The 25283-nt window shown below is 51.6% G+C and carries 25 protein-coding genes; 12 read left to right on the top strand and 13 right to left on the bottom strand.

Annotated features, from left to right (window positions below):
* A partial coding sequence (locus tag P0Y67_RS18510; RefSeq protein WP_342393083.1) for an IS3 family transposase occupies positions 1-196 on the top strand: 196 nt, incomplete at its 5' end.
* A 92-nt stretch (positions 197-288) separates the two neighbouring features.
* Here the strand turns inward: P0Y67_RS18510 and P0Y67_RS18515 are convergent.
* Genes P0Y67_RS18515 through P0Y67_RS18525 form a run of 3 tightly spaced genes read right to left on the bottom strand, consistent with a single transcriptional unit; the run spans position 289 to position 2782 of the window.
* Positions 289-1026 carry an SDR family NAD(P)-dependent oxidoreductase gene (locus P0Y67_RS18515; RefSeq protein ID WP_342393084.1) on the bottom strand — a complete coding sequence of 246 codons (738 nt, stop codon included), beginning with the start codon at positions 1024-1026 and terminating at the stop codon, positions 289-291.
* A 23-nt stretch (positions 1027-1049) separates the two neighbouring features.
* Complete coding sequence (locus P0Y67_RS18520) at positions 1050-1772, bottom strand: SIMPL domain-containing protein (protein ID WP_342393085.1); 723 nt, start codon at positions 1770-1772, stop codon at positions 1050-1052.
* 38 nt (positions 1773-1810) lie between these two features.
* Positions 1811-2782 carry a LysR substrate-binding domain-containing protein gene (locus P0Y67_RS18525; protein WP_342393086.1) on the bottom strand — a complete coding sequence of 324 codons (972 nt, stop codon included), beginning with the start codon at positions 2780-2782 and terminating at the stop codon, positions 1811-1813.
* 133 nt (positions 2783-2915) lie between these two features.
* On the opposite strand from P0Y67_RS18525, the gene P0Y67_RS18530 reads away from it, so the two are divergent.
* On the top strand, positions 2916-3722 hold the full coding sequence (locus P0Y67_RS18530; protein WP_342393087.1) for an aminotransferase class IV family protein: 807 nt from the start codon (positions 2916-2918) through the stop codon (positions 3720-3722).
* Positions 3723-3813: 91 nt separating this feature from the next.
* On the opposite strand, the gene P0Y67_RS18535 is transcribed toward P0Y67_RS18530, so the two are convergent.
* From P0Y67_RS18535 to P0Y67_RS18545, 3 genes are all read right to left on the bottom strand, one after another.
* Positions 3814-4389, bottom strand: coding sequence for an NAD(P)H-dependent oxidoreductase (locus P0Y67_RS18535; RefSeq protein ID WP_342393088.1), 576 nt, complete (start codon positions 4387-4389; stop codon positions 3814-3816).
* A gap of 58 nt (positions 4390-4447) precedes the next feature.
* Positions 4448-4801: a MerR family transcriptional regulator gene (locus tag P0Y67_RS18540; RefSeq protein WP_342393089.1), complete on the bottom strand. Its 354-nt coding sequence runs from the start codon at positions 4799-4801 to the stop codon at positions 4448-4450.
* A gap of 63 nt (positions 4802-4864) precedes the next feature.
* Positions 4865-6727, bottom strand: coding sequence for a sigma-54-dependent Fis family transcriptional regulator (locus P0Y67_RS18545; RefSeq protein WP_342393090.1), 1863 nt, complete (start codon positions 6725-6727; stop codon positions 4865-4867).
* Positions 6728-6983: 256 nt separating this feature from the next.
* On the opposite strand from P0Y67_RS18545, the gene P0Y67_RS18550 reads away from it, so the two are divergent.
* Genes P0Y67_RS18550 through P0Y67_RS18575 form a run of 6 tightly spaced genes read left to right on the top strand, consistent with a single transcriptional unit; the run spans position 6984 to position 12932 of the window.
* Entirely contained in the window at positions 6984-8075 is a 1092-nt protein-coding gene (locus P0Y67_RS18550; RefSeq protein WP_342393091.1) for an ABC transporter ATP-binding protein, read from the top strand.
* Positions 8075-9223 (top strand): ABC transporter ATP-binding protein, encoded by a 1149-nt coding sequence (locus P0Y67_RS18555; protein ID WP_342393092.1) that lies wholly within the window; start codon positions 8075-8077, stop codon positions 9221-9223. The genes P0Y67_RS18550 and P0Y67_RS18555 overlap by 1 nt, the downstream gene beginning before the upstream one ends.
* Positions 9213-10082 carry a carbohydrate ABC transporter permease gene (locus P0Y67_RS18560; RefSeq protein WP_342393093.1) on the top strand — a complete coding sequence of 290 codons (870 nt, stop codon included), beginning with the start codon at positions 9213-9215 and terminating at the stop codon, positions 10080-10082. The genes P0Y67_RS18555 and P0Y67_RS18560 overlap by 11 nt, the downstream gene beginning before the upstream one ends.
* Before the next feature lie 2 nt (positions 10083-10084).
* On the top strand, positions 10085-10885 hold the full coding sequence (locus P0Y67_RS18565) for a carbohydrate ABC transporter permease (protein WP_237796105.1): 801 nt from the start codon (positions 10085-10087) through the stop codon (positions 10883-10885).
* A gap of 24 nt (positions 10886-10909) precedes the next feature.
* Positions 10910-11182 (top strand): DUF2160 domain-containing protein, encoded by a 273-nt coding sequence (locus P0Y67_RS18570; RefSeq protein WP_342393094.1) that lies wholly within the window; start codon positions 10910-10912, stop codon positions 11180-11182.
* Between the two features lie 22 nt (positions 11183-11204).
* Positions 11205-12932 carry an ABC transporter substrate-binding protein gene (locus tag P0Y67_RS18575; RefSeq protein ID WP_342393095.1) on the top strand — a complete coding sequence of 576 codons (1728 nt, stop codon included), beginning with the start codon at positions 11205-11207 and terminating at the stop codon, positions 12930-12932.
* 53 nt (positions 12933-12985) lie between these two features.
* On the opposite strand, the gene P0Y67_RS18580 is transcribed toward P0Y67_RS18575, so the two are convergent.
* A complete protein-coding gene (locus P0Y67_RS18580) occupies positions 12986-13204 on the bottom strand; it encodes a VF530 family protein (protein WP_027250724.1) in 219 nt (72 codons plus the stop codon).
* 156 nt (positions 13205-13360) lie between these two features.
* Between P0Y67_RS18580 and P0Y67_RS18585 the strand changes: the two genes are divergently transcribed.
* Together P0Y67_RS18585 and P0Y67_RS18590 are read left to right on the top strand one after the other, a co-directional pair.
* On the top strand, positions 13361-13597 hold the full coding sequence (locus tag P0Y67_RS18585; protein WP_342393096.1) for an RNA recognition motif domain-containing protein: 237 nt from the start codon (positions 13361-13363) through the stop codon (positions 13595-13597).
* A 315-nt stretch (positions 13598-13912) separates the two neighbouring features.
* A complete protein-coding gene (locus P0Y67_RS18590) occupies positions 13913-14386 on the top strand; it encodes a peroxiredoxin (RefSeq protein WP_161443922.1) in 474 nt (157 codons plus the stop codon).
* Between the two features lie 46 nt (positions 14387-14432).
* On the opposite strand, the gene P0Y67_RS18595 is transcribed toward P0Y67_RS18590, so the two are convergent.
* Entirely contained in the window at positions 14433-14888 is a 456-nt protein-coding gene (locus P0Y67_RS18595; protein ID WP_342393097.1) for a GNAT family N-acetyltransferase, read from the bottom strand.
* Between the two features lie 139 nt (positions 14889-15027).
* Complete coding sequence (locus P0Y67_RS18600; RefSeq protein ID WP_342393098.1) at positions 15028-15969, bottom strand: alpha/beta hydrolase; 942 nt, start codon at positions 15967-15969, stop codon at positions 15028-15030.
* Between the two features lie 309 nt (positions 15970-16278).
* Here P0Y67_RS18600 and P0Y67_RS18605 point away from each other — a divergent pair, with 309 nt between their 5' ends.
* The gene (locus P0Y67_RS18605; protein ID WP_161457066.1) at positions 16279-17184 is read left to right on the top strand and encodes a LysR substrate-binding domain-containing protein; all 906 of its coding nucleotides are present in this window, start codon (positions 16279-16281) and stop codon (positions 17182-17184) included.
* Positions 17185-17301: 117 nt separating this feature from the next.
* Here P0Y67_RS18605 and aspA read toward each other — a convergent pair whose 3' ends face one another.
* From aspA to P0Y67_RS18625, 4 genes are all read right to left on the bottom strand, one after another.
* Entirely contained in the window at positions 17302-18732 is a 1431-nt protein-coding gene (aspA, locus tag P0Y67_RS18610) for an aspartate ammonia-lyase (protein WP_342393099.1), read from the bottom strand.
* 524 nt (positions 18733-19256) lie between these two features.
* A complete protein-coding gene (locus tag P0Y67_RS18615; protein WP_027250717.1) occupies positions 19257-20549 on the bottom strand; it encodes a dicarboxylate/amino acid:cation symporter in 1293 nt (430 codons plus the stop codon).
* 348 nt (positions 20550-20897) lie between these two features.
* The gene (locus P0Y67_RS18620; RefSeq protein WP_342393100.1) at positions 20898-22310 is read right to left on the bottom strand and encodes a sigma-54-dependent transcriptional regulator; all 1413 of its coding nucleotides are present in this window, start codon (positions 22308-22310) and stop codon (positions 20898-20900) included.
* Positions 22310-24019, bottom strand: coding sequence for a transporter substrate-binding domain-containing protein (locus P0Y67_RS18625; protein ID WP_342393101.1), 1710 nt, complete (start codon positions 24017-24019; stop codon positions 22310-22312). Before P0Y67_RS18625 ends, P0Y67_RS18620 begins: the two co-directional genes overlap by 1 nt.
* 332 nt (positions 24020-24351) lie before the next feature.
* On the opposite strand from P0Y67_RS18625, the gene P0Y67_RS18630 reads away from it, so the two are divergent.
* Positions 24352-24990, top strand: coding sequence for a lytic polysaccharide monooxygenase auxiliary activity family 9 protein (locus P0Y67_RS18630; protein ID WP_342393102.1), 639 nt, complete (start codon positions 24352-24354; stop codon positions 24988-24990).
* The last annotated feature ends 293 nt before the right edge of the window (positions 24991-25283 follow it).

Raw genomic sequence — 25283 nt, forward strand, 5'->3', positions numbered from 1 at the left:
CTGGGACAACGCCTGTGCGGAAAGCTTTTTCCATTCGCTGAAGGTTGAAGCCATCCAGTACGAGCCAATCATGGACAGGGAAACCATGCGTCAGACCGTTTTTGAATACATTGAAGTTGATTACAACAAAACCAGAAGGCATAGTTCGCTTGGCTATCTCAGCCCTGAGAATTTTGAATTGAAGAACAGTGCTTAGCTAAGTGTCCAGAGTTAGTGGATCAGATCAGTAATCAGCAAAAAAATTTGCTGATTACTTTGGCATTAAAAACGACAACAATCAGATTCCCTTCAGCTCAAACTCAATCCACCATCTACGACCAGCGTGTGCCCCACGATATAGCTGGCTTTGTCGGACAGAAGAAACAGGATGGCCTCAACCACCTCAGCAGATTCAGCATAGCGTTTGAGTGGTACAACAGCGGAGACCTCTGTCCGGGTGCCGGGTGCGGCTGTTTCTCGGGCCTTCCAACGGGGTGTCCAGGTGACACCGGGCGCAACAGCATTGATGCGAATTCCCTGCTGAATCGCCTCCAGTGCAACCGAACGGGTTAATCCTTCAATGGCATGTTTCGCAGCACTGTACATCGCAGCGTTGGGGGTTGGACGCAATCCATTCACAGAGCTGAGGTTTACAATCGCAGCCCCGGATTGCATGAGTTGAAGCTCCAGTTGCAGACACACGGCCTGAGCCCAGAAATCCTGCTTCAATGTATCGCGCAGTGCTGATGGGGCAACTTCAGCAAATTGACCGCGAGAAGCCAGTTCAGGCGACGCATTATTCACAGCCAGATCCAGCTTGCCGTATGTCTCTTGAATATGTGCAAACAAGCGATTCAGCTGCGAGTCATCGCCAATATCCACCGTATGGTAGTCCACGGAACTGAGTTGCGGATACTGTGCAACCTGCCGCTGCCAGACAGATGCCCGTCTGGAACAGGTAATGACCTGATAATCTGCAGCCACCAAACGCAATACCGTTTCGAGTCCGATTCCCTGACTACCGCCGGTGACTAATGCTGTTTTCATCTTTCCTCCTTGTATCAAATAACTTAATCAGACAGATAGTACTCGACCGTCGAGACCACTCTGATTTTTTTAATATGAGGATTATTTTTATCGCGCGCACTGATTGAAAACTGGCCCTGCGAGGCTTTACGGATTTTTCCCAGCGTGCTGTCGGAATCTGAAGCAAATTTCTGCGCCACTTCACGGGCATTGCGAGTGGCTTCTTCGATCATCTCAGGTTTAATGGCGTTCAGGCGGGTAAAAATGTATTCGGTCTGGGTCTGATAGGCATCGCCAGTGAAAACGATACCTTGTTTACCCAACTCAGAGAGCGAACCCATCACATTACGTACCGCATCAATATGGGTGGAGTACACAGTGACGGTCTGCATCGCGGTATAGCGGTACTGCGCCTGCACATCACTGCCATATTGCTGGGCGGATTTATCCGTGATCGCCGGTGTGGAGACAGAAATCTCATCAGCGCCTATGCCATTGCCGCGCAGGTAAGATCGGATCTGCGATGTCTGACCATCCAGCATCTGATACAGCTCGGTTAAATCATTACTCGCGACATTGTACTGAATCGGCCATATCACGATATCGGCCGGATATTCTCTTTCCGATAACCCTTTGACCGTCACACTGCGATCAAGCTGTTTATAGCTCAGTGCAGCATGACCAAGCAAATAGCCCAGCAGAGCCAGCCCGAGTAAAATACACACTCCCAGCACCGCAAAGCCGATTCTGTCCTGTCGCTGCTGCATTGTGCCTCCTTGGCATTCAGGTAATTTATCTACTGAGTTTAACAGGAATTTTTTACCACAATGGACTCACGCTGCAGAGACCTGATGTTTTCGTGATGACTCTCAATGACAGTAAATAACCAACTGAGGAAATCTGCCACTGCTTTTTCTTTCTCACTTCTGCTCGGATAAACAAAGTAATACGCAAACTCATCGGGTAGTTTCATTGTCAGATCAAACAGTTGCACGAATGACCCTTGCGATAACTGGTTTGCTACAAGTATAGGTTCAACCAAGCCCACAGTGACATTATCCTGAACCGCTTGGATCACATGGTTGAGATCAGAGAACGCAATACTCTGGCTATTATCAAATCCATTGATATCTGCCTGGCTCATCCACATTTTCCAGTCAGGCCAGGTTTGCCCGTTTACCGAACAATTAACATAACTTAGCGGCAAACTGAGAAGATCTTCTGGTTTATTTATGTCCTGATGATGTACTAAAAATTCGGCACTACAGACAGGTGCGACTGACGTTTCAAACAGCTTATTTGCCACACAATCAGGATAGCGGCCATTACCGAACCGAATGGCCATATCAATACCATCGCGATCAAAATCTCTGACGTCATCCGTGATGTCTAACGCTATCGATAAATCTGGCCTCAGTTGTTTAAATTCTCCAAGTTTAGGTAATAGCCAGTATGTGGCAAATCTGGCGCCGACTGACAAAGTTAGATGCGAGCTAGGCTTGTTAATCCTTCTGGCATAGCCGAGTGCCTGTTCCATATTATCGAGAGATTCAGAAACAGCGGTAAACAATATACTCCCCTCAGGAGTCAATTGAATGGAACGGCTGTTTCTTTTAAATAAAGAAAAACCCAGTTGCTCTTCCATTTCCTTTATCTGATAACTCACCGCCGCAGGTGTGAGGCTGATTTCTTTTGCCGCTGCTGAGAAATTTAAATGCTTTCCCGCTGCAACAAATATCCGCAGGGCTCTGGTTCCCGGTATAACTTTACTGATCATTCATCTTCAAAAATTATCAAATGCAGGTTCAAGTAATACTTGTTTCTCTTTCCCGACGCAATAAATCAATATTCTTCCCAGCATTCAGCTTCTTTCAATCAATAAATTCACGCTTATGGAGGCAAGGAGACTCATGCCAACTCAAGATACAGCCGTCATCAATGGGCAGCTGGCTACCGGATCTCAATTGTCAGCGCTGACGTTTGCAGGTCATGCCCACTTTACTGCCATGCAAGTGCGCAACGGAAAAATTCGGGGACTCGACCTGCACCTTGAACGCCTGCAACAAGCCTCACACTATGTATTTGGAAAATCGTTAAGTGAAGGTGCCATTCTTAATCAGATTCGCGACGTCTTACGGTCCGGAGAGAACAATACATCTCTGATGGTTTATGTATATTCTGACAGCGGAGAGTTTACTCCCCGTGAGGATGACTCAAGGTTAAACATACTGATTCGCCAGTCTGCAGCCAGTGACGGTCCCGAAGGCCCTTTAACCATGAAAACCTTTGCTCATGAACGAATGCTGCCTTCCATTAAGCATGTCGGTGAAATTGCAAAAACCCATTTGATGCGTCAAGCGGTTAACAAAGGATTCAATGACGCCATATTCACGGATAGCCAGGGCCGGCTCACTGAAGCGAGTATCTGGAATCTCGCCTTTTGGGACGGTGAAACTGTGATTTGGCCCAAGGGTGCAAAGCTGTATGGAACCACAATGCAGATAGTGCAGCGTCAGCTGGACGCAATGCAGATACCACAGCAAGAGCAAGATATCACGGAAACCAACTTGCTCTGTTTTCAGGCTGCCGCTGTCATGAATTCCTGGACACCGGGTATCGCAATTTCCAAGATTAATTCAACATATTTCTCTGATACCAGTGATTTTATCGTTTTATTACACCGCGCATTCGCTAATGAAGCTTTCATCGCGCCCTGAGTACCCGCAACTTGCTTTTTCAGACAGCGGCTTGCAACATCACCAACATGGCGGGCAGCAAATGCCCGCCCACTTTACCTCAACACCGCGGTTACACGCCTTGCGAACCCAACCTTTTCGCTGTCGCAACCCACTCGGCACGCTCTGCTTCCGATGACAGTATCACCGAGCCGAACAAGCTGGTGTCTGCTGCGCTGACGCCACTGAACTGCAGCGTAAACTGATCCAGCTGTGCCAGAACCGGGGCTGCCTGTACCGTCAGAAAGTCCTGCGGAGCATCCATGGTCAGGATGATCCTGGCCGTTTTTCCTGTCAGCAACTGCACCGGCTCCGGGCTATCACCTTCAAATTGAAAAGCAAATCCCGGCAACAAAGTTCGGTCAATTAAGCCTTTAAATTTAGCGGGTAGCCCGCCCCACCACACAGGTGACACGATCACGATATGTTCGGCCCACCGCAGGGATTCCTGGAAATGCTGAAGGCAGGGCTCTAACGGCTGAACCGCATCGTAACCCGAGTCAAGACTGGGGTTGAAGTGCATTTCCGACAGGTTCAGACGACGCACGCTACTGTGCTCTCGCGCTTCAATGTCATACGCATCCGCGAGGCACTTGGCAAAGCTTTCCGCTTTGGGATTGGCATTCAGTAAAAGAATGTTTTTGCTCATGATAGTTCCTTGTTATCCAGAATCATCATGAGTGTAAGGCCTCCCCTATAGGGCAGAGTCAAGCTGTCTGCGGGCAGCTATCCATAGATTGGAGACATAAGTCCACGCGTGTTATTTTCTGTTCAAGCAATGCGTGCTCTGCGATCAGTTGCTGCCTGACATCAAGCAAGAAACAATGGATACGATCCCAGTCCACGTCACCATCCCGGTAGCGTATCACGCCTTTCAGCCGGTTCAGGGTCACGCCAAGTTGCTTGGCCTCTTTGATAAGCTGGAGCACCTCGACGTCCGTCTCTGTATATACCCTGTAGTTACCCTGACGAAGCGGAACGCGAATCAGGCCCATGTCTTCATACAATCTGATGGCCTTGACTGACAACCCTGTCCGCTTGGATACCGCGCCGATGTACATGTTATTTACCCTGTTCAAAAACTGACAGCCACAATCATACTGCAATTACAGGGCTGATGCTGATCAGCCATCATGCCACAAGCCCAGTTGCTTCAAGCGTTTATAGACAGTATTGCGGCTCACGCTCATGGCTTCCGCGGTTTTACTCACATTGCGGCCCAGTGCCAGGTACACTTTCGGCAACGCGGTTTGCCAGTCCTCTTCCAGCAGTTCGTCATCAATGTCGTCGGCGATGCGGGCGACCCCTTTGAGATCCCAGAAGAAATCATCCGGCAAATGCTGGGGCTCAATGTTCTTGCCTGCCGCCAGCACAGTAGCGACCCGCAGCACATTGTGTAACTGGCGAATATTGCCGGGCCAGTTGTGTGAGTCGAACAGCTGCATGACCTCGTCACTGACAGTGACATGGCGATCACCGTCACAGACTTCATCAAGCACAGACACTACAACCTGCGCCATATCCTGTCTGTCACGCAGGGCAGGCAGAGCCACAGTCAGGCCGTTGATCCGGTAATACAAGTCTTCACGAAACAGTTTGTTTTTGATCTCATCACGCAGTGACTGATGGGTGGCGCAGACCAGCTGAAAATCCACCGGATAGCTTTCACTGCTGCCTAAAGGTGTCACTCGCTTTTCCTGCAGCACCCGCAGCAGCCTGGCCTGAGTGGCAAGTGGCATATCACCAATCTCATCCAGAAACAGCGTGCCTTTATCGGCACCACGGATCAGGCCCATGCTGCCTTTGGGGTTGGCACCGGTAAAGGCACCCTTGACGTAGCCAAACAACTCGGACTCCACCAGCTCGGAAGGAATCGCGGCACAGTTGACGGCCACCATCTCAAACGCAGCCCGATGCGAAGAGGCATGAAAAGCGCGCACAAAACGCTCTTTTCCCACGCCGGTTTCGCCGTGTATCAATAAGGGAATATCACGGTTAAGCACACGCATCGCCTGATGAACGGCTTTCGCCATCTGTTTATCGCCCGTATCCAAATCCGTCAGTGAGGGCTCACACTGTGGTGTTTCCAAAGCGGCGTCTCGGGGAAAGGTAATTTCAGTTGGCGCAATCACAGACGGTTCAGCCGGGGCGTTTATCCGGGCAAACAGCGGAAAAGACGTCAGTCCGCTGAATGTCAGCGTAGCGTCCTGCTGTGTTGCCATCAGCGCCTGCAGGGACATACCGGCCACCATGTCTATGGTGATGCCCGCCAATGGCTTCCCTAACAACAAATCAGCCCGGCGATTGGCTGACACAATTTGTCCCTGAAAATCAAACACCAGCAGTCCGGCCCACTGGCTGCCCAGATTATCAGGGCTGGTGTTGAAGACGAATTGCCAGAAATGCTGGCCATAAGCGGCAAGAATCAGCTGATTTTCAATCGCCTGGGACATGACTTTCACCATGCCGTGTACCTGGGTCGTCGGCAGGTAAGCATCGCTGGAGACGTTAAGCACTCCCACAGTCTGACGATGGGGATCCACAATGGGCGATGCCGAGGCGTTCATAAAACGGTTTTGCAGCAGGAAATGCTCATCGCGGCGGATGTCGGTAATCTGCTGCGTGTGCAAGGCTGTGCCAATCGCATTGGTACCTATCACTTTTTCCTGCCAGCAGGCCCCGGGTTCAAATAATGCCGGTGCCATTTGCTGCATGAAAGACGGATTCCCCCATCGCTCCAGCAAATACCCCTGATGATCCGTGAGGATGACTAAACTGCTGCTGTTGGCGAGCATGCTCTGAAAACCGGGTAACACCTTCTCGCGGGTGACAGCTACCATCACCTCTGCCAGCTGTCGTTTCTGCTGCCAGTGCAAGGGAGTGGCAATGGTTAATTCAGGGGCCTGATGACTGTCCAATCCGTAATCCCGGCAACGCTGCCAGGATTCGCAGACAAGGCGATCATCGCTTTGCAATCTGTTATCCATGTCCGACCTTTGCTTCCCGCTCTCATGGCTATTTGGCCGCAGCCAGCCCAAACACACACATTCCTGAACGTTAACTATTGTTCACACAATGTTAACAATCAACATATCCAACATGTTGTTAACGAATCACAAACAAAGCAATAAAGACAAAATATCATGTTAATCATAAGGATAGCTAACACACCAAGATGTTAAAAAAATGTGGCACATTTTTAGCGTAGTACTGGTGAGTAACACACAGGGAGCCAGAACAGACATGTCGCTCATTTTGGACAAGATCACCCGCACGGTAGACGGGCTCGATTGGATAAAAGATACCAGCCTCGAACTTGAACCTGGCTCTTTTAACGTATTGCTGGGCCGCACGCTGGCTGGAAAAACCTCCCTGATGCGGCTGATTGCGGGTTTGGATAAACCCACCTCTGGCAACATTTCTTTCAATGGCCGGGATGTAACGGGCATTCCCGTCCGCGAGCGCAATATTTCCATGGTGTACCAGCAATTCATTAACTACCCCAATCTCACGGTTTACGAAAACATCGCCTCCCCGCTGCAACTGGAAAAGCTGCCCAAAGCACAGATTGATGCGCGTGTGATGCAGACCGCCAAAATGCTGCATATTGAAGATTTCCTTAAACGTTACCCGCTTGAATTATCCGGCGGTCAGCAACAGCGTACCGCCATGGCCCGTGCGCTGGTCAAAGATGCCGACATCATTTTGTTCGACGAGCCTCTGGTCAATCTTGATTACAAATTGCGCGAAGAATTAAGGCAGGAAATGAGGGAGCTGTTTGCCTCCCGCAATACCATCGCGGTGTATGCCACCACTGAACCCAATGAAGCCCTCGCTCTGGGGGGCAATGTAGTACTCATGCATGAAGGAGAAATCATTCAGTCGGGGCCGACCTCTGAGGTCTACCACAATCCGGCCAGTGTGACCTGCGCTGAGCTGTTCGGCGAACCGCCGATCAACCTGATCAAAGGGCAAATCAGCGCGGACAATGTGTCTTTTTCCGAACACGTTCATTTTGCCCTGAACGATGACTTAAACGACCTGCCGCCCGATCACTATGTCTTCGGCATCCGGCCGAATCACCTGACCTTAGTGCCGAACAACGATGACGATCTTGAGCTGGCGGTGGATGTCGAGCTGGCCGAAATCAGCGGCAGTGAAACTTTTCTCCATGTGTCCAACCGGGAGTTGTCCATGGTGCTGCACCTTCCCGGCGTGCATGAATACGCGGTCGACAGCCGTATCAATATTTATGTGCCAACCCACAAGCTTTATGTGTTCTCAAAAGAACGGCAGCTGATACAGGCCGCCCGTTCAGGTTGGGAGAAACAATAATGGCAGAAATTCGTCTGGAATCATTAGCGCACAGTTACTCGGCGCACCCTGCCAGCGATGCGGATTACGCCATTCGCCGGATGAACCATGTCTGGGAAGACGGCGGCGCCTTTGCCTTGCTTGGCCCGTCCGGGTGCGGGAAAAGCACCATGCTCAATATCATTTCCGGCCTGCTGACCCCCTCGGAGGGTGCGGTAAAATTTAATGGTCAGACGATGAACGGCCTGGAGCCGCAGGATCGCAACATTGCCCAGGTTTTCCAGTTCCCTGTCATTTACGACACCATGACAGTGTTTGACAACCTGGCCTTCCCGCTGCGTAACATGAAAACACCGGCAGCAAAAATCCGCAGTAAAGTGCAGGAAATTGCCGAGATTCTGGAACTGACGCCGGTGCTCGACAAAAAAGCCCGCAACCTCAATGCCGATGAAAAGCAGAAAGTGTCGATGGGACGAGGCCTGGTCCGTGATGATGTCTCGGCCATTTTGTTCGACGAGCCGCTGACCGTGATAGATCCGCACCTGAAATGGAAGCTGAGGCGAAAACTCAAGCAAATCCATGAACAGTTCAATATCACTATGGTCTATGTCACCCACGACCAGCTGGAAGCGGCCACCTTTGCCGACAAAATTGCCGTGATGTACGACGGCGCCATTGTCCAGTTTGGCACGCCACGCGAACTGTTTGAGCAGCCTAACCATACCTTTGTCGGCTACTTTATCGGCAGCCCTGGCATGAATTTACTGCCGGTAACAAGAAGCAAAGAGCCCACAGAAGTCGCTTTCAACGGATTACCGATTGCCCTGAGCGCCAGCCAGCAACTCGCCCTGTCTCACACCCAGTCAGAGAATATCAAAGTCGGGATACGCCCTGAGTTTGTTCAATTGCGGGACACACAAAAAGAGGCCGGTTTCGCCGTTACTGTCACCCATACCGAAGATCTGGGCACCTACAAAATCGTCACCGTCATGCTGGCAGATACCCCGGTCAAAATCCGGCTTGCCGAAGGCTCGCCAGTACCGGCGCACCAAGGCTGGATCAATTTTCCCAGCCGGTGGCTGAAGCTGTATATCGATGAGTATCTGGTCGGCGAAGACAGTGAAAACGGTGGTAAAGACGAGCTGGGAGGCGGCGACAATGCAGCATAAAACCGACAATAACAAAGCATGGTGGCTGGTATTACCCGTTTTTCTGCTGGTGGCCTTTTCCGCCATCATTCCCTTAATGACAGTGGTGAATTATTCGATACAGGATATTTTCGATCAGAACACCGCCTATTTCGTTGGCAGTGAATGGTACAAAGAAATTCTCAATGACTCACGCCTGCATGATTCACTGCTGCGTCAGTTTATCTATTCGGCCTGCGTGCTGCTGATCGAAATTCCGCTCGGCATTCTCGTCGCGCTCACTATGCCGAGCAAAGGGATCAAAGCATCACTGGTACTGATCGTGCTCGCAATCCCGCTGCTGATCCCCTGGAACGTGGTCGGCACCATCTGGCAAATATTTGGCCGGGCCGACATCGGCCTGCTCGGCTGGTTTTTGAGCAGTATCGGGGTTGACTACAACTATGCATCCAACCCGGTCGATGCCTGGGTCACTGTACTGGTGATGGACGTCTGGCACTGGACTTCACTGGTCGCGCTACTGTGCTATTCCGGTTTACGCGCTATTCCCGATGTCTATTATCAGGCCGCCAAAATAGACCGGGCCTCCAACTGGGCCGTATTCCGCTATATACAATTGCCCAAGCTGAAAAATGTGCTGCTGATCGGTGTGCTGCTGCGCTTTATGGACAGCTTCATGATTTACACCGAGCCTTTTGTACTGACCGGCGGCGGCCCAGGTAACGCCACCACTTTTCTGTCGCAAACCCTGACCAAAATGGCAGTAGGACAGTTTGATATCGGCCCTGCCGCGGCGTTCTCCATTATCTATTTCCTGATCATCCTGCTGGTGTGCTGGCTGTTCTACACCTCAATGACAGTCATGGATAAGGAGAAATAATCATGCATAAGCGTAAAACGCTCATTTTGCTGCTGTACATCCTGTTTTTGCTGCTGCCGATTTACTGGCTGCTGATGATGTCATTCAAAACCAATGAAGAGATTCTCGGCGGACTGACCTTCTGGCCCACTGAATTTACCCTGGCCAATTACAAAGTGATCTTTACCGATCCCTCCTGGTACAGCGGCTATATCAATTCGCTGACTTACGTTTCAATGAATACCGTGATTTCTCTGCTGGTCGCCCTGCCTGCTGCCTATGCCTTTTCGCGTTACCGCTTTATTGGCGACAAGCACATGTTCTTCTGGCTGCTCACCAACCGTATGTCGCCGCCGGCGGTGTTCCTGTTGCCTTTCTTTCAGCTTTATTCCTCTGTCGGGCTGTTCGACACCCACATTGCCGTTGCACTGGCGCACTGCCTGTTCAACGTGCCACTGGCGGTGTGGATTCTGGAAGGCTTCATGTCGGGCGTGCCGAAAGAAATCGACGAAACTGCTTATATTGACGGCTACAGCTTTCCGCGCTTTTTCGTCCGCATATTTCTGCCGATGATCCGCTCGGGGATTGGGGTCACCGCCTTCTTCTGTTTCATGTTCAGCTGGGTCGAACTGCTGCTTGCCCGCACCCTGACCTCCGTCAATGCCAAGCCGATCGTTGCCACCATGACCCGGACTGTCAGTGCCTCCGGCATTGACTGGGGCGTGCTTGCCGCAGCTGGTGTACTCACGATCATTCCCGGATTGCTGGTGATTTGGTTTGTTCGCAACCATGTCGCCAAAGGCTTTGCCCTTGGCCGTGTTTAGCATGAGACCGGAAAGGAGAGACCCATGAATTGGATGGCCTGGACCCTGCCCAGTGCACTGTTCTTTATTGCGATCGCCAGCATCTTGCTGACGATGACCGTCTTCGAGATCCTCAAACCTTGTGTTGAACGCAAAGGCTTTTTGCCGATCAGCACAACCCGGGGAGATCGACTGTTTATCGGCCTGCTCAGCAGTGCCTATATCCACCTGCTCTTCCTTGGCATCACTGACCTGTCCATCTGGATACCGTTTACGCTATCTGTGTTCTGGCTGGCCATTTTGCTGCGTTGGGGATAATACAAAACTAAGGAGTTCACGCATGAACCGCACACGCTTTGTACCTAAACCGACTACATTGGGGCTGATCATCAGCTTATTGCTTTCGCCGGCTGCACTGGCTGATCAATACAGCGATGCGGCGAAGAAATGGATTGACGATGAGTTTGCGCAGTCGTCGCTCAGCAAAGACGATCAGATGAAAGAAATGGCCTGGTTTACTGAAGCTGCCAAACCCTTCCGTGGCATGGAAATCAAAGTGGTTTCTGAAACCATCACCACCCACGAGTATGAATCAAAAGTGCTGGCAAAAGCCTTTGAGGAAATCACCGGCATCAAGGTGACCCATGATTTGATTCAGGAAGGGGATGTGGTGGAAAAACTGCAGACCGAAATGCAGTCGAACCGCAGTATCTACGACGCCTATATCAATGATTCCGATCTGATTGGTACCCACTTTCGCTACGGCAAGGTCATTCCGATCAGCGATTACATCACAGGGGAAGGGAAAGACGTTACCCTGCCCACGCTGGATCTGGACGATTTTATCGGCCTGAGCTTTACCACAGGGCCGGACGGCAAGGTCTATCAGCTGCCCGATCAGCAATTTGCCAACCTGTACTGGTTTCGGGCCGACTGGTTTGAACGCGAAGATCTGCAGAAACAGTTCAAAGAGATCTATGGTTACGATTTAGGCGTGCCGGTCAACTGGTCGGCCTACGAAGACATTGCTGAGTTTTTTACCGAGCATGTGAAAGAAATCGACGGCAAACGCGTTTACGGCCACATGGATTACGGTAAAAAAGATCCGTCGCTTGGCTGGCGCTTCACCGATGCCTGGTTCTCCATGGCGGGCGCAGGGGATAAAGGGTTGCCGAACGGTAAACCCGTCGACGAATGGGGCATTCGGGTGGAAGGCTGTCGTCCGGTTGGCTCCAGCGTCGAGCGGGGCGGTGCAACCAATGGCCCGGCAGCTGTCTATGCCACCACCAAGTATGTCGAATGGCTGAACAAGTACGCGCCCGCTGAAGCCCAGGGCATGACCTTCTCTGAAGCAGGCCCGGTTCCCGCACAAGGCAATATCGCGCAGCAAATTTTCTGGTACACCGCTTTCACGGCCGATATGACCAAACCCGGGCTGGAAGTGGTCAATCCGGATGGCACGCCTAAATGGCGTATGGCCCCATCGCCCAAAGGCCCCTACTGGGAAGAAGGGATGAAACTGGGCTATCAGGATGCCGGTTCATGGACGCTGATGAAAGCTACCGATCCCGAGCGCCGCAAAGCCGCCTGGTTATATGCCCAGTTCACTGTAGCTAAAACCGTGTCGCTGAAGAAAACCCTGGTCGGCCTGACCCCGATTCGTGAGTCAGACATCAACACTGACATCATGACAGAAGCGGCGCCTAAGCTTGGCGGTCTGGTTGAATTCTACCGCAGCCCGGCACGGGTTCAGTGGACGCCAACCGGCACCAATGTGCCTGACTATCCGAAGCTGGCTCAGCTCTGGTGGCAGTACATAGCCGAAGCAGCGAATGGCGAGAAAACCCCGCAGCAGGCACTGGACGGGCTGGCAACCGCACAGGATCGGGTGCTGGAACGTTTGGAACGTGCCAATGTGCAGGGGGAATGTGGCCCTAAACTCAATAAGCCAAGAGATGCCGCCTACTGGCTGGCCCAACCCGGCGCACCGAAAGCCAAGCTGGCTAACGAGAAGCCCAAAGGCGTGACCATCAAATACGCTGAACTGCTGAAATCCTGGCAGCAGTGATGAGCAGGTAACAGAAACCATCAGGGAGGCATAATGCCTCCCTGACGTTGAAATCAGCTGAACGTTGAAATATATAACTTTTCCACTTTTGCTCTCGCCCAGTCCGTTTTGCGTAAAAACTTCAGTGACGATTTAATGGAAGGGTCATTTTTAAAACAGTTAATATCGATTTCGCACGCCAGAATCGTCCACCCATAATGATCAACCAATTGGGTTAAGATTTTTTCCAGGGTAAGACCGTGCAGGGGGTTATTCGGTTGTTCGCGGGTCATAAGCTTTTCTTCGGTAGCAGTGTTGGTAACGGGGAAGAGTATACAGAATATTTCGCCATCCGGCATGGAGACAATGCCTCAGCGCCAAAGTATTACTTTCACTCTGGTCGGTAAGCTGAGAGAATGCTGCGGTCATTTCAAATAAAACGACCCATCATGAAACTTTTAGTTCGTAACCTTTCTCGTTCAACCACTGAGCAAGACATCCGTAAAGTGTTTTCTGAACACGGCAAAGTCACAGAGTGCACTTTGGTGTTAGATCAGGAAACCGGCCATTCCAAAGGCTTCGCTTTCGTCGAAATGCCGGATCAGGACCAAGCCAAAGCAGCAATAGCCAGCCTGAACCAGACACTGCTTGCCAAGAGCAAAATCCGGGTGAAAAAAGCTGACTAAATCAGTTCTCCGACAGCCAGAAAAGAAGCCCCTTTTCTGGCTGTTTCATCTCTGTTTACCGGCAATGAAAATCAGCGCTTAACATCGCATACAAATATTCATCTCCCCAGGCTCCTTCAAATCAAGATGCTGTTTGCATCCTCACAACAAGTGCCATACAGCCCCTCAACAGATAGCCCTTAAATGACTGTCATCTTTGCATATATTTCTGATCAGACTGCAAATTATTCCCTGATACCCCTATTATTTCTCAGTGTTTATAAGCACCAATTGAGACTAGACTGAGTTGAACTCCAAAAACGAAAGGAAAATACCATGATTCAACAAGGCCAGACTCTGCCAGCCGCTACCCTGGGTGAACTGACCAAAGACGGCATGGTCAACCATGACGTAGCAGAACTGTTTGCAGGCAAGAAAGTGGTGTTGTTTGCGGTTCCCGGCGCCTTCACGCCAACTTGCTCGGAATCTCACCTGCCAGGTTATGTGGTGCTGGCTGATCAACTGAAAGCCAAAGGCGTGGATATCATTGCTTGCGTGTCAGTCAACGATGCCTTCGTGATGCAAGCCTGGGGCGAAGCACAAAATGCCTCAGAAATTATGATGCTGGCAGACGGTGACGGCAGCTTCACCAAAGCGCTGGGTCTGGAGATGGACACCGCGACATTCGGCGGCCTGCGTTCACAACGCTATGCGATGATCATCGACAACGGTGTGGTCACACAACTGAACGTCGAAGCGCCGAAAGAATTTGAAGTCAGCAAGGCAGAAACCATTCTGGCAAGCCTGTAATTTCAGAAAAACACAACGGAAGCGAAAGTTTCCGTTGTTCTCGGCTTTACTTTATCTCTGTCATCGAAAAATGATGGCTGGCAATATGAAACCCTTCGCGCAGATAAAACTTATGCGCCGCAAAGCGCTGCACGCCCGAGTCCAGATGCAGTTGCTGACATCCCTGCGCCTTTGCGTACGCTTTCAACCAGTCAATCAAACATTCGCCGACCCCCTTGCTGCGGTGTTGCTCAGCTGTCACCAGATCATCCACATAAATGGCTTTGCCCCAGGCCAGCTTTTCTGACACCACAAACCCAGCCACACCCATCACCTGCTCGCCCGACTTGACGTAAACCACCTGATAGCCCTGCGCCATCTGCTTGGTGATCTGCGCCTGTAAAGCGGCGCTGTCGTACTGCGGGCGCAACTGGAGCAACACATCCAGCACTGAGGGAACGTCCTGATGCTCTGCCACACCGTGACTGTCTGGCCAGCTGTCTTCTAAAAAATGTACTTTCATCGGGGACCCAACTTCCTGTTTCGATATTGATCTGGTTTGCTGTTTATAGCGTTTTCAATCACACCTGCACAATGATTTTATCCATAACCAGTTAATCGTATTGGCAGCTTTATCAGCGCTAGACATGAAGCTGTGCGCTTTAGTTCACTGATTGCACCCTGCCACCAATCCAGGTTTTGATATCTGCCAGCACGCCTTCAACCTGGCTCTGGCCCTGTGCATCATTGAAAGCATGATCAAGGCCAGCATAGGTATGTGGCTGGATGTGGGGGGCGGTTTTCTTTAATGCCCTGACCATAGATTCGAAAGCGTGCGGATCCACATTAGTATCCTCTTCCGACTGAATCAGAAGCACCGGGACATCAACCGCCTGCAGTATCTGCTGCTGATCAGCAGTCAGCATGGCTTTCCACCATTTGAAACCGTGCCCACTGACAGCAACGTCCATCCCGTTACTCTGTATCACGGCTTCAGAAAACTGTCTGAACCCTTTTTCCGCTTCGCTGAAAGCCTGCGCTGGCATCTGCGACTGCATATTGTAGAGCACGTCATCAATGAAAAAACGCCCACCGCCATTCAGCGCTACCACAGCGGTCACTTTGTCACTCTTCGCGGCCAGCAAATTCGCCACCAACGCCCCTTCACTGCCCCCCAGCAAGATAATCTGGGCATACCGATTATCCTGATCCAGTTTATCCAGCACCGTCAGGTAATCATCCACCCGTTGTAACGGAGAATCCTGTTTCAGATAGGTGTCAGGACAGTCCGTCCGCTGCGGATCGGTATTCCAGCTCAGCCCGTTATCAATCCCGTATTTTTCTACCGTCAGAATGTCGGCACCTGCCATCACCTGACTAAAATTGTCATTGATATTGTTGTTATGAAAAACACTGTTGCAGTCTGAACCCTGAATCAACACCAATAAACGGTCGCTGTCACGCCCGGTCAGGTAATAGGTAATCTCCGAACCATCACTCCGTTTGGCCTCTTCCGTTACCATTGAAAAAACCGGCAAGGACGCCACTGAAAAGACCGCAGCCACTGTTAACATTAAGGGCTTTAACAATAAAGGCTTTAACATCCGTTTATCTCCTTCTATTCAATCATCTTCTTGGATAGCGCTTTTGGCATCTGGTTCCCAGCATAAAGTGCAACACCACACATAATCTACATTATTCTATCCAGGCCGGTCGTGCCATGATCCTGACGAAGGACGATTGAGAAACATGACTGCCGTTTTAATCATGACGACCTCTTAGCCAATGCCATAACCAAAATGATTTCAGATAAAGATGGCAGGCATTATCATGGATTTGGTAATCTTATTCGGCAACGGCTCCTTTTGAACCGTAAATACAAATTATTATTCGATAAAACAGCCACTTAAATAATGAAAAATATCGAAACGAAATGGCTACAGGATTTTCTGACACTGGCCGAACTGCGTAACTTTTCCCATGCTGCCGCTGTCCGCAATGTGACGCAGCCGGCTTTCAGTCGCCGGATAAAATCCCTTGAGGCCGAACTTGGGCTGAATTTAATCGATCGCAGTAAAACCCCCATCGAGCTGACACTGAAAGGCAAGCAGTTTAAAACAACCGCGCTGTCGATTCTTCAGCAGTTGGATGACGAAGTGAACCGTCTGGCTGGCAGCTCATTTCTGGGGCGTCATACCGTGCGGATCAGCTCCTCACACTCAATGGCGATAAGCGTATTGCCTAAGCTGCATGCCTGTTTGTTTAACCCGACCTTAAACACTCAGCTTTCAGTGGTAGCCAATGAAGTGGATGACGCGGTAAAACAGCTGATCGACGGTAAATGCGATTTTCTGTTTTCATTTTATGAGGACAGTTTGCAGGTGGCGCCTTACCGTTCTGTCTATCTGGGGCGCTCTTACCTGTATTGCGTGTCGGCGGTCGATGAGCACGGTAAACCCTTATTTGATCCCGCAGACAATGCCGCCGTGCCGTCGCTGGACTATACCCCGGAAAGTTATATGGGCCGGGCGCTGCAACGCGCCAACCGGACATTAACGCAGAATACTGTCTGTACCTCATCAATGACAGATTTTATCAAGGCCCTGGTGATGCAAGGGAAAGGCATCAGCTGGTTACCGGATTATGCCATCAAAGATGAGCTGGCCGCCGGACGTTTGCAGATACTTACCGCACGGGAACCTGTGCCGCTGGATCTGTACATTTACCGTTATCACTCCAGACTCCATCCGACCTGCGAAGCCATCTGGAGTGCGCTGAGTAAGATCAGCCCGATTGATGGCCTGATGAGCAGGGACTGACAATCACTGTCCCCCAGAAATAAAAAAACCTCCCTTGCAAACAAGGGAGGTAAAGGATGTAGGGTTTCAAGACCTTTTATTTATTGTTCTTTATATTCTTTCAGTTATTACATTTTTTTAGCTGTACAGCTTGGCTTTATAGGTCGGGCGCATCAGGTTCTGAGCAGAGAAAATATCGTTCAGCTCCTCTTCACTTAGCAGGCCACGCTCCATCGCCACTTCTTTCACGCTGCGACCGGTTTCAGCACAAATCTTACCGACGATATCGCCTTCGTGATGGCCGATATACGGGTTCAGGTAAGTCACGATACCGATAGAGTTGAAGACGTAATCTTCACAGATCTGGCGGTTCACTTTGATGCCTGAGATACATTTATCCGCCAGATTGATACAGGCATTGCTCAGCAGTTCAATTGACTCGAAAATGGCCTGGCCGATCACCGGCTCCATCACGTTCAGCTGCAGCTGTCCGGCTTCTGCCGCAAAAGTCACTGTGGTGTCGTTGCCGATCACTTTAAAGCACACCTGATTTACCACTTCCGGGATCACAGGGTTTACTTTAGCTGGCATGATGGACGAACCCGCCTGCATTTCCGGCAGGTTGATTTCATTGAGACCGGCACGCGGACCCGATGACAGCAGACGCAAATCGTTACAGACTTTCGACATCTTAACCGCCAGACGCTTCAGCGCGCCGTGCACAGTCACGTAAGCGCCACAGTCAGACGTTGCTTCAATCAGATCTTCTGCCGGTACACAGTCCAGGCCGGTCGCTTCTGCCAGATATTTCACCGCCAGCTCCTGATAACCAGCCGGGGCGTTCAGGCCGGTACCAATCGCGGTGGCACCCAGGTTCACTTCCAGCAGCAAGGCCGCGGAATACTTCAGGTTTTTGATTTCTTCTTTCAGCAAGATACTGAAGGCGTGGAATTCTTGTCCGACTGTCATCGGCACGGCGTCCTGCAGCTGGGTACGGCCCATCTTCAGCACATCGCTGAATTCTGCGCTTTTAGCATCAAAAGCCGCCTGCAGATGCTCAATCGAACCCACCAGCTTGATAATGCTGTTGTACACAGCAACACGGAAGCCTGTCGGGTAAGCACAGTTGGTCGACTGGCTCTTGTTGACATGATCGTTCGGGTTAATGATGTGATATTCGCCTTTGGCATGGCCTTTCAGCTCCAGCGCAATATTGGCGATCACTTCATTGGTGTTCATGTTGACAGAAGTACCTGCGCCGCCCTGATACACATCAGAGATGAACTGATCCATGCATTTACCGGTTTCCAGCACCAGATCGCAGGCTTGAATAATGTACTTGCCCACTTCCGACGGAATGCTGCCCAGCTCCATATTGGCACGGGCTGCCGCTTTCTTGGTAAAGACCATGCCGCGAACAAACTCTGGCACGTCGGAAATACGCATTGAAGAAATATTGAAGTTCTCGTAAGCGCGAAGAGAATGAATGCCGTAGTAAGCAGAAGCGGGAATTTCGCGCTGGCCTAACAGATCTTCTTCAATACGTACTTGCTGGACAGTATCAAGCATAGCGGTCACCTTAAACTCATGGGTAGGAAAGAGATACCACTTCGCCGCTTATACGAGCCATCTTCAGCTTCTTATGGCGGCTAAGTGATTCATACAATCGTCGTTTTGAGCGACAAAGGGAAATGCATAAAAGTAAGCAACAATGCAATTAATGCATAGCTGAAGAGATTGCAAAAAAAGGCTATTTATTCTTATCAGCCCGGAATGCTTAATAACCGGCACTTTATGCATCGCTTGTGCATGAAACCAATAAACACCTGTATAAGCAGCCTGTTAGCCTGCACTCTGGCGAGATCGCTCAATGGGCAGGAATATGATCCTGGTCTGAATATTGTCTTTTATCCATCGCACTTAAAATGCACCGCCTACCCGGTGTAACCCACAAACTCTTGCGCGATATTCCTCATTTTCTGTCCACAAAACCTATTTACCTGTATAAAAAGCCACCTGTATAAAAAACCGCCTGTATAAAAAAGGCCAACCTTGTTCGGCTGGCCTTTCTCGCTTTGCGCGCTCAGAGAAGATTAAGCAATATCTTCGCTCGCCGTCAGGGTCGTTTTCTCTGTGCTGCGGTTATAGACTTCAGTGTCCAGCTCGTCTTCGCTGCGGCCAACCAGAACAGCAACCATCAGATCGCCACAGACATTCACTGTGGTGCGCGCCATATCCAGAATTCGGTCGATACCGGCAACAATCGCCAGACCTTCCATTGGCAGGCCAACTGTGGTCAGTACCAGCGACAGCATGATCAAGCCGGCACCCGGTACACCGGCGGTACCAATGGAAGCCAGCGTCGCTGTCATCACGATGGCAACATAGTCGGCAAATTCCAGGTTAATACCAAAGGCCTGCGCGACAAACAGCGCCGCCACACCCTGATACAACGCCGTGCCGTCCATGTTAATGGTCGCGCCTAGCGGCAGAACAAAACTGGACACGCCTTTAGACACACCCAGCTCTTCACGGGCGCATTTAATGCTGGCAGGCAAGGTGCCTGAACTGCTGGTGGTGGTAAAGGCCACTGCAGCCGGGGTCGCGATACCTTTGATATAAGGCATAGGGTTAAGACGACCGAAGACTTTGATCACTGCCGGGTAGAACAGCAGCACGTGCAGCAGGCTGCCGATGTAAGCCACTGCAATCACTTTAAACAGCGGCAGCAGGATTTCCAGACCGTATTTACCGGCCACCCAGGCCATCAGACCGAAGATACCGTAAGGTGCCAGCTTCATCACCAGTTCAGTCAGCTTGTACATGGCCTCGGCCAGACTTTCGAACACCTGAACGGCAGGTTTGCCTTTCTCACCACACAGGTTCAGCGCCACACCCAGGCCCAGGGCGAAGACGATAATTTGCAGAATGTTCCCGGTTGCCAGTGCACTGATAGGGTTATTCGGAATTAAACTGAGCAGTGTCTGAACCAGGGTCGGTGCTTCTTTCGCGTCGGCCGCCGCCGCTGTTGCCGTCATCTCCAGACCGGCACCCGGTGCCAGAATACTGGACAGGCCAAGACCGATACTGATGGCCACTGCGGTAGTCGAGAGGTAAATCACAATGGCTTTGGCGCCAATGCGTCCCATCTTGCGGGTATCTTGCATGGAGGTCACGCCGACCACCAAAGAGCAGAACACCAGAGGCACGATGAGCATTTTAATGGCATTGATAAACAGAGTGCCGATAGGCTTGAGGATTTCTGCATCCGGGCCGAGCAGACTGCCCGCGATGACCCCCAGAATCATACCGACCAGAATTTTCTTCCATAAGGCGAGTCCGCCCCACATACCTTTCGGGGTTGGCTTCTCGTGAGCTTGTTCCATGTTATTTCCTTATCCAATTGACAGAAGTCGGGTGAATCCCCGTTTCTGCTTAGCTGTCATTGTTTACACGTCAGAATGGGCTGAGCCCATACATACAGGAGCAGGATTAATGCAAGCATGATGCCAAACACCAAACACAAGACAAGCGATTGTTTTTAATAAGAAAAATTAAAATAAGAGAAATAGACCGACTCAAGAAGGGGTATAACCAAAGGAATAGGCACGAGTGGAAAACCCATGCCTTTTCTTTATAAAACATAATCTTATTTACTATTTACAAAGTTATAACCTTTACTTTGGTTATAGGGGTTCTGCCAGCCCGGCCCTGTAAAGCCTGATGCGCGGTGATTATTCCGGCTGAGATTTTTTCAGTCGCTTGCTGAGCGCGGGCTGCGAGATCCCCAGAAACTTCGCCGCCAGAGACTGATTGCCCTCCGCCCGGCGCATGGCTTCCTGGATCAGCAAATCGCCCATTTCCTGCAGGGTCGGCAGAGGCTGCTCCGGATCGAACATCGTCAGGCTGTTTCCTGCAGCCATCTCACTGACGTCATTGTCCTGATCCAGCACCCGGCGAAACACCTCCATGGACAACATGCGCGAGCGGTGCTGACTCATGGCATCATACGCCAGTGCCCTCAGCTCGCGGATATTGCCGGGAAAGGCATAGTTTGCCAGCAGCACCGGCAGCTCTTTCGGGATGGTCGGCTTGGTTTTACCCAGCTCATCGGCCGCTTCCTGTAAAAAGTGCTCCAGCAGCAAAGGAATATCCTGACGACGCTGGCGCAGAGGCGGAATGTCCACCTGATGGGTTTTCAACCGGTAATACAGGTCTTTGCGGAATTCGCCGCTTTGTTGCTTCTGCACCAGGTTCTGATGCGTGGCCACCACAATCCGCGCGTTGAGACGTTTCGGCCTGTCACTGCCGAGGGGATAGTATTCCCCTTCCTGGATCAGACGCAGCAGCTTGACCTGAGAGGCCTGGCTCAAATCGCCGATCTCATCGAGAAAAAGGGTGCCGCCGGCCGCTTGTTCGATCAGACCGGCGCGGGGTTTATCGGCGCCGGTAAACGCGCCGCGGTGGTGACCAAACAAGGTGTCGGCAAACACATTGTCGTCCAGTCCGGCGACATTCACGCTGATCAGCGGCCCGGCACGCTCACTCAGGGTATGCAGCGCGCGGGCGATCAGCTCTTTGCCAACCCCGCTCTCGCCACACACCATCACAGGCTGGCTGCTCGGCGCTACCGATTCGAGATACTGGAACACAGAGCGCATGCCTTTATCACGGGTAATGATATCGCCAAAAGCCTCCGGCCGCTCCAGGGTGTCGGTCAGAAACCGGCGCCGCAGCGCGTTGTGCTCTTCGCGCATCTCCTGCAGCAAAATGGCCCGTTTCACACCTTCGATCAGCCGGTTTTCCTCTGTGGTTTTCACGAAGTAATCGTAAGCACCGAGCCGGATACAGTTGACCGCCGTTTCGACCTGATTCAGCCCGCTGATAATAATGACGCCGACCTCAGGAAATTCTGTCTTTATCTGCTGCAGCAAGACTTCGCCGGACAGGTGCGGCATGGTCAGGTCCAGCAGCACCAGGCCGATATTTTCCTGCTCGATAATGGCCATGGCATCGCGGCTGTCCTGACACTGGACAATATGGTTGATGCCGCCCCGCCGCTCCAGCACGATACTCAGGCTGCGCAGAAAGGCCGGTTCATCATCCACCAGCAATACACCGAATGCAGGATAGCGATTTGTCTTCATTAAACAGTTGTCCCTTTCAAGGCCGGCAGCGCAAGCGTCACGCAGGTGCCTTGTTGTAGTCTAGAGTCATATTTCAACGTGCCGCCATGTTCACTCACTATGCTGAATGAGATAGACAGCCCCAAGCCCGTCCCGCCCTGCTCACGCTTGGTGGTAAAGAAAGGATCACTCAAATGAGGAAGATGCTCAGGGTCGATGCCCTGCCCCTGATCGCAGATTTCCAGGATCAGCAAATTGTCAGCCGGGTTGAAACCTGTCGTCACCCTGATGCTTTGTTGCTGTGACGTCAGCGCCTGACAGGCATTGATGATCAGATTGATGATCACTTGTTCAATACGCTGGCCGTTGCCTTCAAAACACGGCAGCGGATCGCCGTATTCAACCGAAAAGTGATGGGTCGATGCCGATAGAGTGCTGTCGACCAAACGGATCGCCGCCGCCGTCACCTGATTGAGATCCACCACTTCATTGAGTGCACTGGGTTCCTGGCGGGCAAAATCCCTCAGGTCATCGACAATGCGGCGGATCCGCTGGGTGCCCGCCTGCATATCATCCAGCATGGAGGGAATTTCGTCCCGCATGCGGCTGTAGGCCAGCCCGCCTAAGGTGAAATCGCCGTACTGCTGGTAATGAGCGTCCAGAATGTCTTCCGCATCCTGATACGCCTCTTTGAGAATGGGTAAATTCAGCAGCAGTAAACTGCTGGGATTATTGATTTCATGGGCCATGCCAGAGACCAGAATCCCCAGCGAGGTCATTTTATCGGCCTGGATCAGTTGCTGCTGCTGGAGCTGCTGCGCTTTGGTCTGCCGGGCCACTTCCCGACTCAGTGCCCGGTTCCAGATCATAATTCCCCCCAGCACCAGCAGCAAAAGGGCGGAAACGGTGGCGGCTGCCATGCCCAGTTTCTTCCAGCTGATCCCCGGCGCTTCCAGCGGGCCCAGCCATTTGTCGTAAATCGCCTGCTGGCGGCCGGTATTTTTCAAAATCGCCAGCCCTTCGCTGAACTGGGCCAGTAAATCTTCATGGCCTTTTTGCACCGCATAACCGTAATGCTGGGCACCGAAAGGTTTTCCTGCCGGAATGATATTCGACAACTCCAGCGCCTTGCCGGTATACAGACCCGGCAGGTTCGCCACCAGCGCGTAGTCATGCTGACCGGAGGCCAGCAAGCGCAGCCCGTCGGCGTGAGAATCCACCAGGATCAGATTCGCACCCGGCTGCTGATGGCTCAGATAATCGTGCATGGCCCCGCTGCGCTGAACAATCACGGATTTACCCGCCAAATCTTCAAGACTGGCGACGAAGGGGCTCCCCTTTCGGGCAAAGACCGACTGATGCACGATGGCGTGGGGCGGCGAAAAACTGTATCGCGCCTGCCGGGCGCTGGACTGGATCATGCCCTGGACGATATCAATTTCGCCCTGATCAAACTGACGGCGGATCTCATCCCACGCTCCCATTTTGATCTCGATATTGATGCCCATCAGTTCGGCAATCGCCAGGGTCAGCTCGGTGTTGTAGCCATCCGGCTCACCGTCTTCATTGATGAATTCATAAGGGGGATAGTTGTGATCCGCGCCGACAATAATGACCTGACTATCTGGTGCAGCCATCACACCGAAGGTGCAGAAGAAAGACAGTCCGACACCGAGCCGGCGCATCCAGGCACCCCAAACGTCACGACAGCCTGTCAGCTTCCGGATCATGCACTCTTCCTTCATCAGTCCGGCCAGTCCGGCAAAGCAGCCAGTACGCCGGATTTGGCGACACCGGGCAGAATGTGATATTCCGCCCAACAAACGAAGGGGCTATTTTATAGATTTGCCAACAATAGCCAAGGAAAGAAAGTGCTACACAGGCAGAAGTGCTTCCTCCGGTAGCACAGTGCCTGTTTACCCGCCACTGGCGAGATCCGCCACTCGCCAGACTTTCGAGTGATTTCAAAACTTCCGTAAAAACAAAAGAAACCAGATGCATACCAATCAATCCAATCTATAACTGAGAGACACCATACAAACAACAAGAGGCTCGATCCGTTATGATTCATCAATCTCCCAAGGTCAGTAGCGTCACGCCAAAGCACGGCCGTGTGATCAACCCCCCTTCACGCGGTGTCATTGCCGCAGAACAAGGCTGGTGGGGTTTGCAGGAGTGGCATGTCAACGAACTGGAAGGCGGCAAGAACTTCCCCGATCTGGCTGCCGGCCCTGACCGGTATGAAGCCACCGACTCCCCCAGCGACCAGCCACCTGCGGATGGCTTGATTTGCAGTGGTGGTCGTCTGGATGAACGTCAGAGACTCAATCTCACCGACAGGGAACTGATCGCGGAAGGTAAACCCGTCTGGCCCCGGATTCCGGTCCCCGCCAATAAAATTATCGACATCGAGTGGGCGTATACCATGGCCCATAAAACCCGCGGGTATGTGGCTTTCATCACCAAAGATGGCTGGAATCCGGACTTCGCAATTTCCCGGTCTCAGCTTGAAGCCAAACCTTTCTATGAAAATATTTATCCGGAAGCCCCTTACTGGGACAACGAACTCCCGGCAAAAACCCATCATCAAATGGTACTGCCTGACCATAAGAAGGGGCATCACGTCGTCGTTTTGCTCTGGCTGGTTGCCGATACCGGCAATGCGTTTTATCAAACCTTTGATTTCGACTTCGGGGTTTGACTGTTCGTTCTGGTCATTTCTAATCGTGAAAGCCCTGGGGTAAACGTGCAATCACGAGGCGGGAACATGTTTCCCGCCTGGCGTTGTGGCTGAGGTTTCTGGTGAAGCGGAGGTATGTCGCGCTTGAGTTCGGTGGCTTACTTGGCATTGTTTGAAGCGCGCCAGACACTCTTTATCGGGATAAAGAGTGCCCAGAAAGCCCTTTTTGTTCTTTGACGCTGTCCGGGCCGGTTGTAGGCGCTCCCGGCGCCGACAACCTAAAAATTCGTCCTGAATTTTTCCCTGTGGGAGTG

The sequence above is a fragment of the Photobacterium sp. SP02 genome, from assembly GCF_038519165.1.
Lineage (GTDB): Bacteria > Pseudomonadota > Gammaproteobacteria > Enterobacterales > Vibrionaceae > Photobacterium > Photobacterium halotolerans.

Coding starts and splice junctions, on each gene's coding strand:
- P0Y67_RS18515 (WP_342393084.1), bottom strand. CDS start 1,026: ATGAAAACAGCATTAGTCACCGGCGGTAGTCAGGGAATCGGACTCGAA.
- P0Y67_RS18630 (WP_342393102.1), top strand. CDS start 24,352: ATGATTCATCAATCTCCCAAGGTCAGTAGCGTCACGCCAAAGCACGGC.
- aspA (WP_342393099.1), bottom strand. CDS start 18,732: ATGCTTGATACTGTCCAGCAAGTACGTATTGAAGAAGATCTGTTAGGC.
- P0Y67_RS18545 (WP_342393090.1), bottom strand. CDS start 6,727: ATGGATAACAGATTGCAAAGCGATGATCGCCTTGTCTGCGAATCCTGG.
- P0Y67_RS18535 (WP_342393088.1), bottom strand. CDS start 4,389: ATGAGCAAAAACATTCTTTTACTGAATGCCAATCCCAAAGCGGAAAGC.
- P0Y67_RS18565 (WP_237796105.1), top strand. CDS start 10,085: ATGCATAAGCGTAAAACGCTCATTTTGCTGCTGTACATCCTGTTTTTG.
- P0Y67_RS18590 (WP_161443922.1), top strand. CDS start 13,913: ATGATTCAACAAGGCCAGACTCTGCCAGCCGCTACCCTGGGTGAACTG.
- P0Y67_RS18525 (WP_342393086.1), bottom strand. CDS start 2,782: ATGATCAGTAAAGTTATACCGGGAACCAGAGCCCTGCGGATATTTGTT.
- P0Y67_RS18620 (WP_342393100.1), bottom strand. CDS start 22,310: ATGAAGACAAATCGCTATCCTGCATTCGGTGTATTGCTGGTGGATGAT.
- P0Y67_RS18585 (WP_342393096.1), top strand. CDS start 13,361: ATGAAACTTTTAGTTCGTAACCTTTCTCGTTCAACCACTGAGCAAGAC.
- P0Y67_RS18595 (WP_342393097.1), bottom strand. CDS start 14,888: ATGAAAGTACATTTTTTAGAAGACAGCTGGCCAGACAGTCACGGTGTG.
- P0Y67_RS18615 (WP_027250717.1), bottom strand. CDS start 20,549: ATGGAACAAGCTCACGAGAAGCCAACCCCGAAAGGTATGTGGGGCGGA.
- P0Y67_RS18560 (WP_342393093.1), top strand. CDS start 9,213: ATGCAGCATAAAACCGACAATAACAAAGCATGGTGGCTGGTATTACCC.
- P0Y67_RS18540 (WP_342393089.1), bottom strand. CDS start 4,801: ATGTACATCGGCGCGGTATCCAAGCGGACAGGGTTGTCAGTCAAGGCC.
- P0Y67_RS18550 (WP_342393091.1), top strand. CDS start 6,984: ATGTCGCTCATTTTGGACAAGATCACCCGCACGGTAGACGGGCTCGAT.
- P0Y67_RS18625 (WP_342393101.1), bottom strand. CDS start 24,019: ATGATCCGGAAGCTGACAGGCTGTCGTGACGTTTGGGGTGCCTGGATG.
- P0Y67_RS18575 (WP_342393095.1), top strand. CDS start 11,205: ATGAACCGCACACGCTTTGTACCTAAACCGACTACATTGGGGCTGATC.
- P0Y67_RS18605 (WP_161457066.1), top strand. CDS start 16,279: ATGAAAAATATCGAAACGAAATGGCTACAGGATTTTCTGACACTGGCC.
- P0Y67_RS18600 (WP_342393098.1), bottom strand. CDS start 15,969: ATGTTAAAGCCTTTATTGTTAAAGCCCTTAATGTTAACAGTGGCTGCG.
- P0Y67_RS18580 (WP_027250724.1), bottom strand. CDS start 13,204: ATGACCCGCGAACAACCGAATAACCCCCTGCACGGTCTTACCCTGGAA.
- P0Y67_RS18570 (WP_342393094.1), top strand. CDS start 10,910: ATGAATTGGATGGCCTGGACCCTGCCCAGTGCACTGTTCTTTATTGCG.
- P0Y67_RS18520 (WP_342393085.1), bottom strand. CDS start 1,772: ATGCAGCAGCGACAGGACAGAATCGGCTTTGCGGTGCTGGGAGTGTGT.
- P0Y67_RS18555 (WP_342393092.1), top strand. CDS start 8,075: ATGGCAGAAATTCGTCTGGAATCATTAGCGCACAGTTACTCGGCGCAC.
- P0Y67_RS18530 (WP_342393087.1), top strand. CDS start 2,916: ATGCCAACTCAAGATACAGCCGTCATCAATGGGCAGCTGGCTACCGGA.